General features: G+C 65.0%; 18 protein-coding genes. 10 read left to right on the top strand and 8 right to left on the bottom strand.

The genetic code is table 11. The features are described 5' to 3' along the window. Positions 1 to 56 precede the first annotated feature (56 nt). The 4 genes from MRBLMA1_RS21965 to flgB all read right to left on the bottom strand — a co-directional run bounded on the left by MRBLMA1_RS21965 (position 57) and on the right by flgB (position 2405). On the bottom strand, positions 57 to 899 hold the full coding sequence (locus tag MRBLMA1_RS21965; protein ID WP_363739949.1) for a flagellar hook-basal body complex protein: 843 nt from the start codon (positions 897 to 899) through the stop codon (positions 57 to 59). 71 nt (positions 900 to 970) lie between these two features. Continuing rightward, positions 971 to 1627, bottom strand: a complete 657-nt coding sequence (locus MRBLMA1_RS21960; RefSeq protein ID WP_363739946.1) for a flagellar hook assembly protein FlgD — start codon at positions 1625 to 1627, stop codon at positions 971 to 973. Continuing rightward, the gene (gene flgC / locus MRBLMA1_RS21955) at positions 1624 to 2034 is read right to left on the bottom strand and encodes a flagellar basal body rod protein FlgC (protein WP_363739944.1); all 411 of its coding nucleotides are present in this window, start codon (positions 2032 to 2034) and stop codon (positions 1624 to 1626) included. Before flgC ends, MRBLMA1_RS21960 begins: the two co-directional genes overlap by 4 nt. Positions 2035 to 2036: 2 nt before the next feature. After that, entirely contained in the window at positions 2037 to 2405 is a 369-nt protein-coding gene (gene flgB / locus MRBLMA1_RS21950; protein WP_363740037.1) for a flagellar basal body rod protein FlgB, read from the bottom strand. A gap of 261 nt (positions 2406 to 2666) precedes the next feature. On the opposite strand from flgB, the gene MRBLMA1_RS21945 reads away from it, so the two are divergent. The 8 genes from MRBLMA1_RS21945 to MRBLMA1_RS21910 all read left to right on the top strand — a co-directional run bounded on the left by MRBLMA1_RS21945 (position 2667) and on the right by MRBLMA1_RS21910 (position 9083). Beyond that, complete coding sequence (locus MRBLMA1_RS21945; protein ID WP_363739941.1) at positions 2667 to 3335, top strand: MotA/TolQ/ExbB proton channel family protein; 669 nt, start codon at positions 2667 to 2669, stop codon at positions 3333 to 3335. Next, the gene (locus tag MRBLMA1_RS21940; RefSeq protein ID WP_363739938.1) at positions 3332 to 3826 is read left to right on the top strand and encodes an OmpA/MotB family protein; all 495 of its coding nucleotides are present in this window, start codon (positions 3332 to 3334) and stop codon (positions 3824 to 3826) included. Before MRBLMA1_RS21945 ends, MRBLMA1_RS21940 begins: the two co-directional genes overlap by 4 nt. Before the next feature lie 96 nt (positions 3827 to 3922). Next, on the top strand, positions 3923 to 4471 hold the full coding sequence (locus tag MRBLMA1_RS21935; RefSeq protein ID WP_363739936.1) for a flagella basal body P-ring formation protein FlgA: 549 nt from the start codon (positions 3923 to 3925) through the stop codon (positions 4469 to 4471). A gap of 46 nt (positions 4472 to 4517) precedes the next feature. After that, entirely contained in the window at positions 4518 to 4799 is a 282-nt protein-coding gene (gene flgM, locus MRBLMA1_RS21930; RefSeq protein ID WP_363739933.1) for a flagellar biosynthesis anti-sigma factor FlgM, read from the top strand. A gap of 3 nt (positions 4800 to 4802) precedes the next feature. Further along, positions 4803 to 5111, top strand: coding sequence for a hypothetical protein (locus tag MRBLMA1_RS21925; protein WP_363739931.1), 309 nt, complete (start codon positions 4803 to 4805; stop codon positions 5109 to 5111). A gap of 177 nt (positions 5112 to 5288) precedes the next feature. Then, a complete protein-coding gene (locus MRBLMA1_RS21920; RefSeq protein WP_363739928.1) occupies positions 5289 to 6116 on the top strand; it encodes a lytic transglycosylase domain-containing protein in 828 nt (275 codons plus the stop codon). A 9-nt stretch (positions 6117 to 6125) separates the two neighbouring features. Further along, positions 6126 to 8246, top strand: coding sequence for a flagellar biosynthesis protein FlhA (gene flhA, locus MRBLMA1_RS21915; RefSeq protein ID WP_363739925.1), 2121 nt, complete (start codon positions 6126 to 6128; stop codon positions 8244 to 8246). Between the two features lie 99 nt (positions 8247 to 8345). Then, on the top strand, positions 8346 to 9083 hold the full coding sequence (locus MRBLMA1_RS21910) for a sigma-70 family RNA polymerase sigma factor (protein ID WP_363739923.1): 738 nt from the start codon (positions 8346 to 8348) through the stop codon (positions 9081 to 9083). Between the two features lie 53 nt (positions 9084 to 9136). On the opposite strand, the gene mdoH is transcribed toward MRBLMA1_RS21910, so the two are convergent. The 4 genes from mdoH to MRBLMA1_RS21890 all read right to left on the bottom strand — a co-directional run bounded on the left by mdoH (position 9137) and on the right by MRBLMA1_RS21890 (position 14077). Further along, positions 9137 to 11035: a glucans biosynthesis glucosyltransferase MdoH gene (gene mdoH, locus MRBLMA1_RS21905; RefSeq protein WP_363739920.1), complete on the bottom strand. Its 1899-nt coding sequence runs from the start codon at positions 11033 to 11035 to the stop codon at positions 9137 to 9139. Between the two features lie 178 nt (positions 11036 to 11213). Then, positions 11214 to 12725: a glucan biosynthesis protein gene (locus MRBLMA1_RS21900; protein WP_363739918.1), complete on the bottom strand. Its 1512-nt coding sequence runs from the start codon at positions 12723 to 12725 to the stop codon at positions 11214 to 11216. Between the two features lie 225 nt (positions 12726 to 12950). Next, complete coding sequence (locus MRBLMA1_RS21895) at positions 12951 to 13769, bottom strand: flagellin (protein WP_363739915.1); 819 nt, start codon at positions 13767 to 13769, stop codon at positions 12951 to 12953. Positions 13770 to 13789: 20 nt separating this feature from the next. After that, positions 13790 to 14077: a hypothetical protein gene (locus MRBLMA1_RS21890; protein WP_363739912.1), complete on the bottom strand. Its 288-nt coding sequence runs from the start codon at positions 14075 to 14077 to the stop codon at positions 13790 to 13792. 29 nt (positions 14078 to 14106) lie between these two features. On the opposite strand from MRBLMA1_RS21890, the gene MRBLMA1_RS21885 reads away from it, so the two are divergent. Together MRBLMA1_RS21885 and fliE are read left to right on the top strand one after the other, a co-directional pair. Continuing rightward, a complete protein-coding gene (locus MRBLMA1_RS21885) occupies positions 14107 to 15363 on the top strand; it encodes a sigma 54-interacting transcriptional regulator (RefSeq protein ID WP_363739909.1) in 1257 nt (418 codons plus the stop codon). Positions 15364 to 15376: 13 nt separating this feature from the next. Further along, positions 15377 to 15736 carry a flagellar hook-basal body complex protein FliE gene (gene fliE, locus MRBLMA1_RS21880; protein ID WP_363739907.1) on the top strand — a complete coding sequence of 120 codons (360 nt, stop codon included), beginning with the start codon at positions 15377 to 15379 and terminating at the stop codon, positions 15734 to 15736.

The following is a 15736-nucleotide window of genomic DNA, read 5'->3' as shown; positions in this document are numbered from 1 at the left end:
GGATTCCTTGATCCGTGGGCTTTTTCAAAAGATGCTCAGCCTGGCGAGGCGAACTGTCAGCTCCGCATGTTCACGATGGTGGTCGAGAGCGTATTGGCCGCCTCGATCGCCTTCGAGTTCGCCTGGAAGTTGCGCTGGGCCGAGATCAGGTTGACCAGTTCTTCGGTGATGTCGACGTTCGACCGTTCCAGCGCGCCCGAACGAACCGAGCCGAACAGGCCGCTATTGCCGGTCCCCAGCATCGGCGTGCCGCTGGCGTTGGTGGCGGTCCAGTGGGCGTCGCCGCTCTGGCGCAGGCCTTCCTGGCTGTTGAAGGCGGCGATCGCGGTCGCGCCCAGATAGACGGTCGATCCGTCGGCATAGACGCCGGTGATCTTGCCTTCTTCGGTCACGCCCACGCTGGTGAGCTGGTTGCCGGTGCCGCCGTCGGGCCAGTTGGTCGGAATCTTGAGGTCGGTCAGCGAGGCCGGGGTCAAGGTGCCCGTGACCGTCGGAGCGCCGGTGGTGGGGTCGAGCGGGATCACCTGAAGACGCGCGCCGGTGGTGTCGACCACATAGCGATCCTCCTGGACCGAGAAGGCGCCGTTGCGGGTGTAGCCCACCTGATTGTCGGCGCTGCGCTTCACCGTGAAGAAGCCCTCGCCGGTGATGGCAAGGTCCAGCGTCTTGTCGGTGGTCTCGATCGTGCCCTGGGTGAATTGCTGGTCGATCCCCTGCGAGCGCACGCCCTGACCCGCGACCTGCGTCGTGGTCTGCATCGGCGCGGCGGCGAAGATGTCGCCGAACACGGCCTTGCTCTTCTTGAAGGCGGTCGAGTTGACGTTGGCGACATTGTTCGCGGTGGTCGCAAGGTCGGTCTGGGCGGCCTTCAGGCCGGAAAGCGAGATGTAGAAGGACATGGCGTTGCTCCTTGGGTGAAAGGAATTTGGGGGTGAAAGGAATTTGGAAGGTGAAAGGAAACTGCTGCGGATCAGGCGAGGGAGATGGCGTCGGCCGGCGAGTAGGTGCCGAGCGGCGTGATGAGTTTGGATGCACTGCCGTCGGCGGGTGACTGCACGGCGGCGATGGTGGCCCAGCTCGCGACGCGGCTGGGGGAAGCGCCGTTGACCCTGATCTTCAGCGCATCGGTGGCGATGGTGTTGCCGGCTTCATCCTTGCCGTTCCAAAAGAAGTTGACGTCGCCCTTGGCCTGGTTGCCCAGATCGATCGTCTTCACGACATTGCCGTTGCCGTCGATCAGGTCGACCGAAGCGCCGCTGGTGGCGTCCGCGAAGCTGACCTGGCCCATATATTGGCCGGCGGCATCGGGGGCGGCGATGTTGCTGTTTACCAGCATCGACTTGCCGATCCAGCTTGCTGCATCGCCCAGGCGCGATCCGGTGAGCTGAGAGGCCAGGCCCTTCAGCGTCTGGTTCATTTCCGCAATGCCGCTGCTGTTGGTGATGGTCGCCATCTGGGCCACCATCTGCGCGTTGTCGACGGGTTCGAACGGGTCCTGCGTCTGCATCTGCGCGGTCAGCAGGCGCAGGAAGTCCGCCTGCCCCATTTCCGACTTTCCCGTCCCGACATTGGCATAGGGATTGTAGATCGAAAGACCCGCGCTATCCGTTGCGGTGGTGGTCGTCATTTGCCGATCCTTATGGTTTCGAGCATCAGGGACTTGGCGGTGTTCAGCACCTGCACATTGTTCTGGTACATGCGGGCGGTCTCGATCATGTCGACCAGTTCCGCACTGCTATCCACGGCGGCCTCCCAGACATCGCCACTCTTGTCCGCCAGGGGATGGTTGGGATCGTGGCGCTTGGTGGGCTGGGCATTGGTGGTGACGACATTCTGCACCTTGACGGTGGAGACGCCGGGGCTGTCGGTGACCGACTGGAACACCGGCTTGATCGCGCGATAGGCCTCCGCCGCGCTGCCGGTGACGTTGCCGGCATTGGCCATGTTGGATGCCGTGGCGTTCAACCGCACGAGCTGCGCGCTCATGGCGCGGCCGGCGATGTCGAAGACGTTGAGGGGACCTGAACCGCTCATGCTCATTCTCCCTTGAGCGCACGGGTGATGGTGTTGATGCGGCCCTCCAGGAAGGAGAGGGTCGTGCGATACTTGACGGCGTTTTCCGCGAACAGCGTCTGTTCGGTGCTGAGTTCGACCGTATTGCCGTCAAGGCTGGGTTGCAGCGGAACGCGATAGCCCATGGAGTCGTCGACAGCGCTGGACACGTCGGCGGCCGACTTGCCCTGTTGCGTGGTGGCCTCCTTGAGGGCGGATTCGAAGTCGATGTCGCGCGCCTTGTATCCCGGCGTCGAAGCATTCGCGATATTGGACGCGAGCAGGGAAAGGCGCTGCGAGCGAAGCGCCAGCGCCTTTCCATGGATCCCGAACAAACCGTCTTCCAGCGACATTTTCGTCTTTCCGTTTTTTCGCCCCACAGGGCCTAAAACATTCGTCTCCCCCGCCGTTCTGAGGCCTGATGGCGTGAACCACGGGTGATCCAGCCTGATATTCGCAAGAGCCGTGCCAATTTGCGTGGGTGACGCATCGGCATGACGGCCAATGGCGGAAATCAGCGGGATTGGGTGGTGATGGCGGCAAGGGCGGCAAAATTTTGCCGACGGGTGGCAGCGCTTTGCCGTCGGTCGGCCGGGCGTGAGCGGGGACGGAAAATGATCGGGATCATGGCGCATTTGTTCGACCCCTTGACCATGCTGGCCATGGTTGCGGGTGTCGGGCTGCTGGCGCTGTTCCAGAATGGCGTGCACGGGCTGGGGCGGGCCTTTGCCGCACTTGTACCGCTGTTACGCGCCGATCCGGCAAGGGACCGGGATAGCGCGCGGGCGGCCATGCTGAAGATCGATCAGGTCGCGCAACTGCGCGGCCTTGCCTGCACCGACCGGGTGAAGACCGCCAATCCCTATCTGACCGAAGCCGCGCGCCGGCTCGCCAATTGCGAGAAGACCGAGCAATTCGAACTCTGGGCCGCGCAGTCGCTGGCCGACCGGGCTCAGCGCCACGGCGCCGCCTGCAAGGTCTGGCTTTCCATCGCCGATGCCGCGCCCGCGCTGGGCATGGCGGGAACGATCATCGGCCTGGTCGGCATGTTCGCAGCGATGGACGATCCTGCCGCGCTGGGGCCTTCCATGGCGCTGGCGCTCCTCACCACCTTCTATGGCGTGGTCATTGCCAATGTCGTCGCGGCGCCGATCGCGATGCGGCTTGCCGACCTGTCGGAGCGGGAACTCGCCTGGCAAAAGGAGGTCACTGACCGCATGGCCGCCATCGCGCGGCGCGAAAATGTGCCGACGCGTCGCGCTTCGATCCGCGAGGTGGCATGAATATCTCCGCCCTTGCCGGGGCACGGCGCGGCCGGTGGGCGATCAGCTTCGCCGATCTGCTGCTGTTGCTGCTCGGTTTCTTCGTCATGCTTCAGGCGAGCGGCCAGCGGCGCGACGCCATGCTGGCGCAGGTGCGGCAGCAATTTGGCGGCCAGGCGAGCAGCCCCATGGAAATCCGCGCGGCCGAATTGTTCCTGCCCGGTGAAGCCTTGCTGACGGAACAGGGGCGCGCGCGGCTGAAGATCGTGGCGGATCGCTATGCCCGCGGCCGTGAAGGGCTGGAAGTGAGCAGCCATGGCACGGATGCGGCGCGTCAGCGGTTCGACGGCTGGGATCTGTCGGCGGCGCGGCTGGGTGCGGTGGCGCGGGCGCTGAAGGCGGGGGGAATCGCGGGCGACCGGCTGGTGCTGCGCGGGCTTGACCAGCTGGATGGCGCGGACGGCAAGGGGCAGATGATCCTGATCACGCCCGATGTCCGCCATGATCGCTGAGGCCCGCTCCGGGAGTATCGGCCATCGCCATGTTCCAACATGGCACGAATATTGCGTCGTTGATGGTCAATCCTGTCCGCTTTTCGGAGAGACACCGTGACGCATTTGCCCAAGATCCTCCTTCTGGCGCTGTCCGTTTCAGCATCCAACCCGGCGCTGGCGCAGCAGAAGTTCGAGAATCTGGATCGTATCGACAGCCTGGTCGCGATGACAGTCGGCGCCAATCTGGGCGAACCGGGCGGCCCGATGGCGCCGGTCGACCGCCGCCTGCGGCTGGCCGCTTGCCCGACCACGCCCAGCGTGGACGGGCCGCTGTTCGGCGCGGCGATCGTCAAGTGCGACGCGCTGGGCTGGCGGATTCGCGTACCGCTGGTGGCGGGTGGCGCCGCGGCGGCGTCAGGCCCGGTGGCGCGCTATGCTCCGGCGATGCGGGCCATGCCGAAGGACGCCGTGGTCCGGAAGGGCGATCCGGTGCAATTGATGGCCGGCAATGCCGCGTTCAGCGTGTCGCGCATGATGATGGCGGACGAAGACGGCGCCGTGGGCGAAACGATTCGCGTGCGGGAAGACCGCAAATCGCCGCCGATTCTGGCGCAGGTCGTGGGAATGGGAATTGTTCGTGTTCCGGGATTTAACAATTTTTGAACCCGGCCGTATATAGACTGTGCGGGACGAATGAAGGATTGAAACGATGATCAAGTCTGTCGGCCAGAATATCAGCGCCGCCATAGAGGCAACCCGCCTGAAGGAAGGCGGCAAGACCGCGCGCGCTTCTTCGGTCGGCTCGGCCGCGACATCCGCCTCTTCGACCGGCTCGGCCAGCCCGGCTGCCCGCATGGCGGCGGAGGGGGCCCCGATCGACATGGATCGCGTCGCCGCGATCAAGGCTGCCATCGCTTCGGGCAATTATCCCGTCGATCCGGCGGCGATCGCGGATCGCATGCTCGCGCTTGACCTGCCGACGGCTGGCTGACCCATGCCGCTCGGCCTTGCAGCGCTGGACGAGTTGAACGCGGCTTTCGAAGAGCTGCGCGGGGCGCTCGACGGGGTCGACCCGACTGCCATCGAAACGGCAGGCCAGCGAATCGCCAAGGCGGCGGCGGCCGTGCGCGCCATCGGAGTGTGGCGGTCTGACGAGGCGGTGAAGGACCGGCTGAAGGCGCTTGCGCCGCTGATGGAATCCGCCCGGATCCGCACGAACCTGCTGGCTGACCATGCCAGCCAACGACTCGCGATCCTCGCGGCGCGGGGCGCGGAGGCGGCACCGCTGGTATATGGGCGCTAAATAGGCGTCATTGCTGTTGTTTGACGAGGCGCCCGCGAGGCGCCTTTTTTCATTTCCGGTCGGCAGCGCGCTCCGACATGACCAGAGCAGCAATCAAATTATGAGCACGCGTTAACCAAATCTTGGCACGTCACTTGCTCTAATGACCCCCGGTACCAACGGGGATTGATCGAACCAGTGTCGGTTTTTGCAGACATCGCAGGAACAGGGGCGGCTACAACGGGCAATCGCGTCACGAACGCGATCGCCATGGCCAGCCGGCGCACCGGCGTGGACTTCGCCTATCTGCTCGGTCAGGCGAAGATCGAAAGCAGCCTCAATCCCACCGCCCGTGCGACCACCTCTTCCGCGACCGGGCTTTACCAGTTCGTCGATCAGAGCTGGCTGGCGGTCATCGACCAGCATGGCAGCGAATATGGCCTGGGCTGGGCCGCCGACGCGATCAGCCGGGGCAACAACGGCCGCTATTATGTGGCCGATCCGGACCTTCGCCAGCAGATACTCGACCTGCGCAAGCATCCCGAAACCGCCTCTGTCATGGCCGCCGAACATGCCGCCGACAACAAGGCGACGCTGGAACAGCGCCTGGGCCGCGAGGCGGAGCCGGTCGACCTCTATATGGCCCATTTCCTGGGCGTCGGCGGGGCCAGCAGGTTCCTGTCGATGAACGACCGCGCGCCCAATGCGGCTGCGGCGGCCATGTTTCCGGCGGCGGCCCGCGCGAACCGTTCCATCTTCTACGACAAGCAGGGCAATGCCCGCAGCTTCGCGGAAATCCGCGACCGCTTCGCCGCCAAGCTCCAGAAGGGCTTCGATTCGGTCGGCGGTGGCGCGATCCAATATGCCGACGCCTCGCTGCCCTCCGGCGCGAAGGCGGTGCAGCCCGCCGACTATGTGCGGATCGAAACCCAGCGCCTTGCAAGCGCGGCCGATGTGACAGGCATCCGCCCGCAGCCGCAGACGGCGCGCCTCGCCTATCTCATGCTCGCCACCCTCGGAAGGTAACGGCCCCTTATGACTCCCGCCCAAGTCAAAGCGAAGATCTGGATGAGCGCCGCCAAGGGGGCCGTGCTGCCCATCGCGACGCTGATGGTCGTGCTGTTCATGATGGTGCCGGTGCCCGCTATCATGCTGGACATCGGGTTCATCACCAACATCATGATCTCGCTGGCGGTGCTGATGGTTGCGCTGAACGCGGCGAAACCGCTGGATTTCTCCAGCTTCCCGACGGTGCTGCTGTTCGCGACGCTGCTGCGATTGGCGCTTAATGTCGCGTCGACCCGCGTGGTGCTCGTCAACGGGCATGAAGGCACGGATTCCGCGGGCCATGTCATCGAGGCCTTCGGTCATTTCCTGATCGGCGGCGACTATGTCGTCGGCATCTTCGTCTTCGCGATCCTGATGATCATCAACCTGGTCGTCATCACCAAGGGCGCGGGCCGCGTGTCGGAAGTCAGCGCCCGCTTCACCCTGGACGCCCTGCCGGGCAAGCAGATGGCGATCGACGCCGACCTCAACGCCGGCCTGCTGACCCCGGAAGAAGCCAAGGTCCGCCGCCGCGAAGTGGCGACCGAGGCCGATTTCTACGGTTCGATGGACGGTGCCTCGAAATTCGTGAAGGGCGATGCGGTCGCGGGCATATTGATCCTCGCCATCAACATTGTCGGCGGCATCATATTGGGCGTGGTCAGCCACAAGCTCAGCATCGGCGAGGCGGCGCAGACCTATATCATCCTGGCCATCGGCGACGCGCTGGTGGCGCAGATTCCAGCGCTGCTGCTGTCCATCGCCGCCGCCGCCATCGTTACCCGCGTCGGCAGCGAGGACGATCTGTCGAACCAGATCACCAGCCAGTTCGGTTCGGGCAAGGCGTGGATGCCGGTCGCGGCGATCCTGACTTTCCTGGGCATATTGCCCGGCATGCCTCACATGGTCATCCTGCCCGCCGCGGCTGTGGCGTGCGGCATTGCGTGGCACCTGCGCAAGTCGAGCCAGCGCAAGGCGGCCGAACCCGAAGCGGCCCCGCCGCCGCCCAATCCGGCGCTCATCGAATGGAACGACGTGTCGGACGGCGCGGTGCTGGGGCTGGAGATAGGCTACGGGCTGATCAGCCTGGTGGACGAGCGCAAGGGCGCGCCGCTGATGGCCCGGATCACCGGCATCCGGCGCCAGCTTTCGAAGGAACTGGGCTTTGTCGTGCCGATGGTCCGCGTGAAGGACAATCTGGCACTGGAGCCCAATCAATATCGCATCACGATCGCCGGGGTGGTCGTGGGCGAGGACGAGATTTTCCCCGACGATCTGCTCGCGCTCGACAGCGGCGCACTGGAGGGCACGGTGTCCGGCCGCGAGGCGAAGGACCCGACCTTTGGCCTGGACGCTGTCTGGATTTCGCCCGCCAAGCGCAGCGAAGCGGTGGTTGCGGGCTATACGGTGGTCGACCCGCCGACGGTGGTCGCCACCCATCTCAACCAGCTCATCGCCATGAACGCCAGCGAGATGTTCGGCCTGGACGAAGCGCGCAAGCTGCTCGACAATCTGAAGGACGCTGCGCCGCAACTGGTCGACGGCCTGACGCCCGGCCTGCTGAACCTCACCCAGATCAGCGCGCTTTGCCGCGCCCTGCTGGCGGAGGGCATCCCGCTCAAGGACTTCCGCCGCATCTGTGAGGCGATGGTCGATGCTGCGCGGCCGGACATGACCCTCGACCAGTTGGTCGAAGCGGTGCGCCAGCGGATCGGTTCGCTGATCATCCAGGGGCTGGTGCCGGTGAAGATGCCGCTGCCGGTGATCACGCTGGACGGCGATCTGGAAGCGCTGCTGGCGCAGGCGATGCGGGTCGCGGGCGATGCCCGGCACCCGATCGAGCCCGCGCTGGCCAACCGCATCATAGAGGCGGTGATCGCCGCCGCCCGGCCGCTGCTGGGGCAGGCGCGTACTTTCGCCATCGTCACCTCGCCGGTCGCGCGCCGGGCGCTGGCCCGACTGTTCAAGCCGCATCTGCCCGAAACGCCGGTGCTGTCCTTCCTGGAAATCCCCGACGGCAAGGGCGTGGAAGTCGTCGCCGTGGTCGGCGGCGAACAGCGGCCCGCGCCGCGCCATGATCCGCTGCCTGCTCGCGAACGCGTTGCATAGGCCGGGGAGATGAAGAAGGGCCTATGTCTTTATTTTGCCGCGATTTCCGAGCCGGGGAATGTTCCATTTCCCTCGAAATCGCTCTGAGGAGCCTGACCAATGTTCATGAATAGGGTCGTCGCCGGTTCCGATGCCAACACCTATGGCCGGTCCGCCCATGCCAATTCGCCCGAAAGGCTGGCGCGCCAATATATGCCGCTGGTGCGCAAGATCGCCTGGCATATCCATGGCCGGGTATCGAGCGCGATCGAGATCGAGGACCTGCTCCAGATCGGCATGGTCGCGCTGGTCGAGGCTGCGAACGGCTTCGAGGATCGGGGTCTGGGCTTTGCCTCCTATGCGCAGATGCGCGTGCGGGGGGCGATGATCGACCATCTGCGCCGTCAGGCGACGATGACGCGTTCCGCCATGGCCCAGCGCAAGCAGCTGACCGCCATCCGCAACCGGCTGGAGCAGAAGCTGGGCCGTGCGCCGCTGGAGGCGGAAATGTCGGCCGAGATGGGGCTGGACGCCTCCGCTTACCGCGAATTGGCCGATAGCTGCGAGATGGTGCAGCATAGCAGCATGGACGAGGTCTATTCCGACCAGTCCATGTGGTTTGCCGATGTCGAGGACCGCGCCGACGATGTGATGGAGCGCGAGTCGCTCAAAGGCGCGCTGGCGAAATATATCGGGGAACTGCCGCAGCGGGAGGCTCTGGTGCTTCAGCTTTATTTCGTCGAGGAACTGAACCTGGACGAGATCGGCTCGACGCTGGACATCGGCGCCGCGCGCGTCTGTCAGATCAAGAAGGCCGCGCTCGACAAGCTGCGCGAGAAATTGCGGGATTGGGACTGAGCCCTGTCCGACGCCTCCATGCCTGCCTTCGCAGGAACAAGGTGTTCTGACCGCTAGCCGTCATTGGCCACGTTGGACAATCCTTCGAAGGGCGGCCTTGCATTGTCCAACTGCAACTGCCGGTAGCGCGTCTTCTGGTAATTCTGCGTGCGCCACCACGGTTCCGCCACCTGGAACAGCCCACTTTTCGCGACATGCGTGCCCAGATCCTTGCGCGCGGTGAAGGCCGCGAAGAAGGGCGCCAGCGCAAGGCCCGCCACCACAGGTATGATCCAGCCAAGCGAGGTATCGGACTTCACCGCCAGCAGCGTCAGTCCCGCGCCCAGCAGCATATGCCATTTGAACAGCCAGATCGCGGGCAGCATCCGCATGCCGTCCCGGTCGCGGGTCTGGCCGTTCCAGCTGCTCTTGCGGCCCATCAATATGCCGAACAGGTTGATGGTCTGCGTCAGCATGCTGATCGGCGCCATCAGGATCGACAACGCAATGTCCGCGATCACGCCGCGCATCATGCGCACCCCGCCGCCAAAGCCGATGCGTCGCGCCGGATCGGCCAGCGCCCAGAGCAGCGCGAGCAGCTTCGGCCCGAACAGCAGCACCGCTGTCAGCGCGAGCAGTCCGCCCGACGGCAATATCGCGCTGGGCGGCCACACGCCCGCCGCCGCGCCGCCCAGCACCACGAGCATCAGGGCCAGCCATAGCGGCGACGTGCAATAGGCCGACGCTCCGACGAAAAGCTGGAATTTGCTGACCGGGTGCATGCCCCTGATCTTCGAAAGCAGCGGCACATGCTGGATATTGCCCTGGCACCAGCGGCGGTCACGGGTGGCGAGGTCGGGCAGGGACGGGGGAAATTCCTCGAAGCTGTCGTCGGCCATGACGATATGCACGTCCCAGCCGCGGCGGCGCAGCAGCGCGGCCTCGACCATGTCGTGGCTCATGATATGCCCGCCAAAGGGCGCGCGTCCGGGCAGTTCGGGCAGGCCGCAGCTCTGCGCGAAGGCCCTGGTCCGCAGGATCGCATTATGGCCCCAGAACATGCCTTCCGATCCCGCCCACCAGATCATGCCGGCGGCGGAAATCGGGCCGAACAGGCGGCTGGCGAATTGCTGCCACCGGGCGAACAGCGTCGATGCGCCGACGATCGACGGCACGGTCTGGATCAGGCCGACATGGGGATGCCGTTCCATGTCGGCGGCAAGGCGCGCCATGGTCTGTCCGCTCATCACACTGTCCGCATCAAGCACGATCATATGGTCATAGGCGCCGCCGAAGCGTTCGACCCATTCGGCGATGTTACCCGGCTTTCGTCCTATGTTGAGCGTCCGCCGCCGATAATGAACCGGGCGGGAAAAGCCCCGGCGCATCTTGAGATAGGCGACGCGCTCCTTCTCTCCATTTTTCGGGTTCGAATCGGACAGGATGAAAAATTCGAACCGCTCACCGCCCATCACCTGCGCGAGCGAGCGCTCCATGATCGAGAGGCGGGCGAGCACATCCTGAAAATCCTCGTTGCAGACCGGCAGCAGCACGGCGGTCCGGCCACGCAACGGCACCGTGGAGCGGGCGCGATAGGGTCGCACGCCCTGGCCGCGCCCCACGGTCAGCAGCAGGAAACCAATGAGGCTGGTGGCGAAGCCAAAGGCAATCCACGCGAAAAGCGGGATGAACAGGGCCAGATACACGCCTTCCCATGGCGATATGCCGTCAAGGCCGATGGAGCGCCGCATCTCATGCGCGGCCATGGAGGCGGGCAGCAGCGCCAGCAGCACGACCAGCGTGCGACGCGCCCACAGGTCGATGTTGAACGGACGATGCGGCAGGTCGCGGGGCGCCGCCGCGAAATCCTGCGCGGGCATGGCCAATGGCCGCTCCGGAGGGAGATGTTCGAAGGCCCTTGCAGGCGTCGATCCGCTGGCCCTGTTGCTGTGCACGCCGCCCGTTGCCTTCATACCGACCCGTTTCGCCAGAGGTTCGGGCCGAAACCCGTCATTCAGAACCAACTTGGCTTTGGCTGGTTCCCTGGAGCATTTTCAAGTTGACCGTTTACGATCGACGGCCCGGAAAATGCGGCATCAAAAGACCAGAGCGTTTCCGCTCATAGTGAAAACGCTCTAGCATGCCTGTCATTCAGGCGCCCAGCGGGTAATGCACATATTCGCTGAACGGGCGATTGCCGGCCCTGAGCTGGGCGCGGATATCGGTCGCCTTGCCGCGATCCCGACGGATATCCAGGACCATCCGGAACATGTCCTTCTGGTGCAGGACCGGATAGCCGGCCTTCTTGACCAGGGTTCCACCGGCCAGATCGACCCAGATGTCGGGCTGCGTTCCTGTCGGCACCCCGGAGAAATCGACGAGAAAGCGGTCGACTCCTGCCTCGCCCGATTGGCCGGTCCAGATATTTTCGACCGTGGCGAGGCCGGCGGAGGCCGGCGCGCGCGCCGCCGACCAGTCAAGCCGGTAGCTTGCCTCTATCCGGTTGCCGGCGCGGGTGGGCGCGGCGGGCGTCCAGTAGGCCGCGACATTATCGGTATATTCGCTGTCGGTCGGGAAGGCGTAAAGCCGCACCTCCCCGGCGCCCAGCGGTTTGCGGCTGGTCGTCCACAGGGAAGGGCGCCGTTCGTAGAAGACCCCGTCATCCTGATAATGATCGAAATTCCGGTCGCGCTGGAGCAGGCCGAAACCCTTGGGATTGCGTTCCGCAAAGACATCGACCCGAGGCGCGGAGGGATTGACCAGCGGGCGGCAATGGACGGTGCCATCGGCGCTGGCGATGGACAGCATGTCGGAATCATGGATTTCCGGCCGCCAGTCGGTGCGGGTGCGCCGGTCGGCCTGATCGTACCAGAACATGCTGGTCATCGGCATCAGTCCCAGTTCCGCGACCGCCTTGCGCGTGAACAGCACGGCATCGACATCCTGCCGCACGCCCTGCGGCGTGAGAGTACTGGCGAAGCGGAAGGCGCCGGTCAGGGACGCGCTGTCCATCAGCGCATAGACGGTGACGCTGCTGCGCCCCGTCCGCTCCAGCCAGAAATGCGTGAAACGGGGAAATTCCTCCTTGCCCGCGATGCTGGTATTGATCGCCACGGCGCGGGCGGACAGGCCGAACTGCCTTTCAGCGGGCGCCCGGAAATAGGTGGCGCCCAGAAAGGACAGCCAGTCGCCGTCCCGTGCCGCGTTCATGATGCGAAAACCGGCAAAGCCCGCATCGGGGCCGAGATTGCGCACCGCATTGCCGGCTGGCGCGTCGAACATGTCGGGGTCGTAGCGCAGTGGCGTGGCGCGGCCCTGTTCCACCAATGCGATCTCGACCGGCTGCTGCACCGTGCTGCTGAGCGGGAACAGGCGGATGCCGGTGTCGTCGCCCCGGTCGTTCCAGATCGTCCGTTCATCCCGGAATCGCGCCTGGTTGAAGGCGTCGTAGCCGATCTTGTCGGCTCCGGGGAAAAAGGGCGTCACCTTGAACGTCGCGCGGGCCAGACGTTGCGCCCGGGCGACCAGCATGTTCCAGGAAAAGGCCTCTGCCCCGTCCCGCGCCAGCAGGGAGCCGGGAAGCAGCAGCGCCGCACCGGAGGCCGCGATCATCGCGCGCCGCCCGATTCCTGTCGAAATATTCTTGTTCATCGCTGTCATCATGGGTGCGACAACCACCAATGCAAGTGTTTCGATCCCGCATCGATTGGAAAATGGTCGAACCGCAAATGCGATGAAGCCTCCGCCCGGGGGGACGGAGGCTTCGTTTGAGCTGGTCGTTTCATCGAAGTTTCTACCCCCGGCACGGTGGGGACTGTTGATGTGCCGGGGGTGGCATGAACGGCCGGGGTGACCAAAACCCCGGCCGTTCAATCTCAGTATCGCAGCTTAGCTGATCAGCTTCAGCACGCCCTGCTGGCTCTGGTTCGCCTGGGCCAGCATCGCGGTCGAGGCCTGGCTCAGGATCTGCTGCTTGGCGAGGGCGGTCGTTTCGGCCGAGAAGTCGGCGTCCTCGATGCGGCTGCGGGCGTCGGTCAGGTTGGTGACGTTGGCCGTCAGCGTGTTGACCGTCGATTCCAGGCGGCTCTGCGTCGCACCCAGCGTGGCGCGGGCGGTCGAGACCGACTGCAGCGCCGTGTCATAGAGCGCCAGGGTCGCGGTGGTCGCTGCCGAGCCGCTGACGGTGGCGGCGCTGGCGCCGACGACGGCTGAGAGGTCGATGCCGCCGACGGAGAGCGAAACCGAGTCGGCTGCGGTCGAACCGGCCTGGACGGTGATCGTTGCCGCCGTGGTCGGGAACAACGAGATGCCGTTGAACTTGCTGTTGGTCATCACGCTGTTGATCTGGGTCGACAGCTGGTCGAGTTCCGAGGTGATGTTCGCCTTCGAATTGGTGTCGTTGGTGCCGTTCAGCGCCTGGACGGTCAATTCACGCATGCGCTGCAGCATGTTGTTGACTTCGCCCAGCGCACCTTCCGCCGTCTGGGCGAGGGAGATGCCGTCATTGGCGTTGCGGATGCCCTGGGTCATGCCGCGGATCTGCGAGGTCATGGTCGAGGCGATGGCGAGGCCGGCGGCGTCGTCCTTTGCCGAGTTGATGCGCTTGCCGGTCGACAGGCGTTCCATCGCGGTGCTGAGCGCCTTGCCGGCCATGGCCGAGGCATTGGATGCACGCAGCGCCGAGGAGTTGGTTCCGATAACAGTCATTTTGATACCCTTTCGTTCGTTCAGGTCGCTGCCATCAGGCTGCTTGCGGCCTCGAAAGGGGATAACGGCGCCGTGAAAAGAGCTTTTAGGCGGATCGCGATTTTTTTGCTATTTGATTGAAAATAAAGGGTAATATGTCGATCTGGCGGCTGGGGCGTCGCCCATGCATATGCAAAAGCCGAAGAAAAGTTCCGGCCGCGCGGAAAAAAATTGCCGTTATGCGGCAAGGGGTTTGCCGCATTAACCATATGATAACCACAGTCGGGCAGTTTCAGGCCATCGAAGAGGTTCGGGGTGTGCGGGGGCACAAGCCAGCCAAAAACATGGGGACAAGTTCATGTCATCATTGGACGTGAGCCGAGGAGTCTGCGCGCTCGTTCCGGGCCTGCAGCACTGGCTGGAGAATGCGTTCTTTACCGTACGGATCGTGGATGCGCAGAGCCCGCGCGAGCGGGAAGACCGGCGCGTGTTGCTGGCGACGGAAATCGGCCATGCGACCCATCGCGACATATTGATCAATCTGGTCGACGGTGCGCCGTCGCTGGTGCCGGCCGCAAACGGCCTGCCCGCGCGTGTCGCCTTCGGCCTGGAGGACATGGGCTTCGCCTTCGCCCTGATCGCGGAGCTGGCGCGGCCCGCCGCCGTTCCCGCCGTGGGCGACGCCGGCAGCGCCCGCCTCATGACGCTGGCCGGGCGGGTCGCCCGCAGCGATGCCACCGTGCTGATCCAGGGCGATACCGGTACCGGCAAGGAAGGCATGGCCCGCTTCCTCCACGCCCAGTCCGGTCGCGTGACCCGCGACTTCATCGCCGTCAACTGTGCGGCGCTGCCCGAAACCATGATGGAAGCCATGCTCTTCGGCCACAAGAAGGGCAGCTTCACCGGCGCGGCCCAGGCTTCGGAAGGCCTGTTCCTCGCGGCCGACGGCGGCACGCTGTTCCTTGACGAGATCGCCGAACTGCCGCTCAGCCTTCAGGCCAAGCTGTTGCGCGCGCTGCAGGAAGGCGAAGTCCTTCCGGTCGGCGCCACGCATTCGGTGCCGGTCAATGTCCGAATCATCGCGGCCTGCAACCGCAACCTTGCCGCTGAGGTTGCCGCCGGCCGCTTCCGCGAGGATCTCTACTGGCGCCTCAATGTCATGCCGCTGGAACTGCGCCCGCTGGCCGAGCGTCCGGGCGACGTCACCGCCATCGCCGCCGCCATGCTGCTGCGCCAGCAGGACAGCGCCAAGGATGCCTTTGTCTGGCCGACCGTCGCGGCGCTGGAAAAGCTGGCCGCCCATGTCTGGCCCGGCAATGCCCGCGAACTGGGCAATGTGCTTCAGCGTGCCCTGGTGCTGCGCGATGGGGACAGGATCGAGCCTGTCGACCTGCACATCAGCGGCGCGCCGCAACTGCGCATAGTGGAGCAGGTCCTGGCGCCCGCCGAGCCGATCCGGCTGCGCGATGTCGCCCACAACAGCAAGCTGGAGGCTGTCCGCGCCGCATTGCGCGAAACCGACGGTCACCGTGCCGCCGCCGCGCGCAAGCTGGGCATTTCCGAACGCACGTTGCGCTACCGGCTCGCCGAAATGCGCGATCTGGCCGCGGCCTGAGGAGGAATAGGGCATGACCGGAATTTCTCCGACCGACAGCGTGATGGCGATCCGCAACGCCATCCTCCAGAAGAACGCCGCGCTGCGCGATGTTGCCCAGACCGGCAATGTCGGCACGGGCGCGGCAGTCGGCACCAATGGCGCCACGGCGCCGGGCGGCTTCACCGACGCGCTGAAATCGGCGCTGAACCAGGTTAACGGCTTGCAGAACCAGGCGGGTGAAGCGGCCGCCTCGTTCGAACGGGGGGAAACCACCGATATCGCCGGGGTCATGCTGGCCAAGCAGCAGGCGTCGGTCAGCTTCGAAGCCACCCTTCAGGTCCGCAACAAATTGCTGTCCGCCTACAAGGACATCATGAGCATGCCGGTGTAA

This window comes from Sphingobium sp. LMA1-1-1.1, from assembly GCF_040676365.1.
Classification (GTDB): Bacteria; Pseudomonadota; Alphaproteobacteria; order Sphingomonadales; family Sphingomonadaceae; genus Sphingobium.
This window is presented reverse-complemented; position numbering and strand designations above follow the sequence as displayed.

What these genes read in the sequence shown, in the direction of transcription:
- flgB (WP_363740037.1), bottom strand. Translation starts at nt 2,405, where the DNA reads ATGTCGCTGGAAGACGGTTTGTTCGGGATCCATGGAAAGGCGCTGGCG.
- MRBLMA1_RS21900 (WP_363739918.1), bottom strand. Translation starts at nt 12,725, where the DNA reads ATGATGACAGCGATGAACAAGAATATTTCGACAGGAATCGGGCGGCGC.
- fliE (WP_363739907.1), top strand. Translation starts at nt 15,377, where the DNA reads ATGACCGGAATTTCTCCGACCGACAGCGTGATGGCGATCCGCAACGCC.
- flgM (WP_363739933.1), top strand. Translation starts at nt 4,518, where the DNA reads ATGATCAAGTCTGTCGGCCAGAATATCAGCGCCGCCATAGAGGCAACC.
- flgC (WP_363739944.1), bottom strand. Translation starts at nt 2,034, where the DNA reads ATGAGCGGTTCAGGTCCCCTCAACGTCTTCGACATCGCCGGCCGCGCC.
- MRBLMA1_RS21940 (WP_363739938.1), top strand. Translation starts at nt 3,332, where the DNA reads ATGAATATCTCCGCCCTTGCCGGGGCACGGCGCGGCCGGTGGGCGATC.
- MRBLMA1_RS21945 (WP_363739941.1), top strand. Translation starts at nt 2,667, where the DNA reads ATGATCGGGATCATGGCGCATTTGTTCGACCCCTTGACCATGCTGGCC.
- MRBLMA1_RS21885 (WP_363739909.1), top strand. Translation starts at nt 14,107, where the DNA reads ATGTCATCATTGGACGTGAGCCGAGGAGTCTGCGCGCTCGTTCCGGGC.
- flhA (WP_363739925.1), top strand. Translation starts at nt 6,126, where the DNA reads ATGACTCCCGCCCAAGTCAAAGCGAAGATCTGGATGAGCGCCGCCAAG.
- MRBLMA1_RS21925 (WP_363739931.1), top strand. Translation starts at nt 4,803, where the DNA reads ATGCCGCTCGGCCTTGCAGCGCTGGACGAGTTGAACGCGGCTTTCGAA.
- MRBLMA1_RS21895 (WP_363739915.1), bottom strand. Translation starts at nt 13,769, where the DNA reads ATGACTGTTATCGGAACCAACTCCTCGGCGCTGCGTGCATCCAATGCC.
- mdoH (WP_363739920.1), bottom strand. Translation starts at nt 11,035, where the DNA reads ATGAAGGCAACGGGCGGCGTGCACAGCAACAGGGCCAGCGGATCGACG.
- MRBLMA1_RS21910 (WP_363739923.1), top strand. Translation starts at nt 8,346, where the DNA reads ATGTTCATGAATAGGGTCGTCGCCGGTTCCGATGCCAACACCTATGGC.
- MRBLMA1_RS21965 (WP_363739949.1), bottom strand. Translation starts at nt 899, where the DNA reads ATGTCCTTCTACATCTCGCTTTCCGGCCTGAAGGCCGCCCAGACCGAC.
- MRBLMA1_RS21960 (WP_363739946.1), bottom strand. Translation starts at nt 1,627, where the DNA reads ATGACGACCACCACCGCAACGGATAGCGCGGGTCTTTCGATCTACAAT.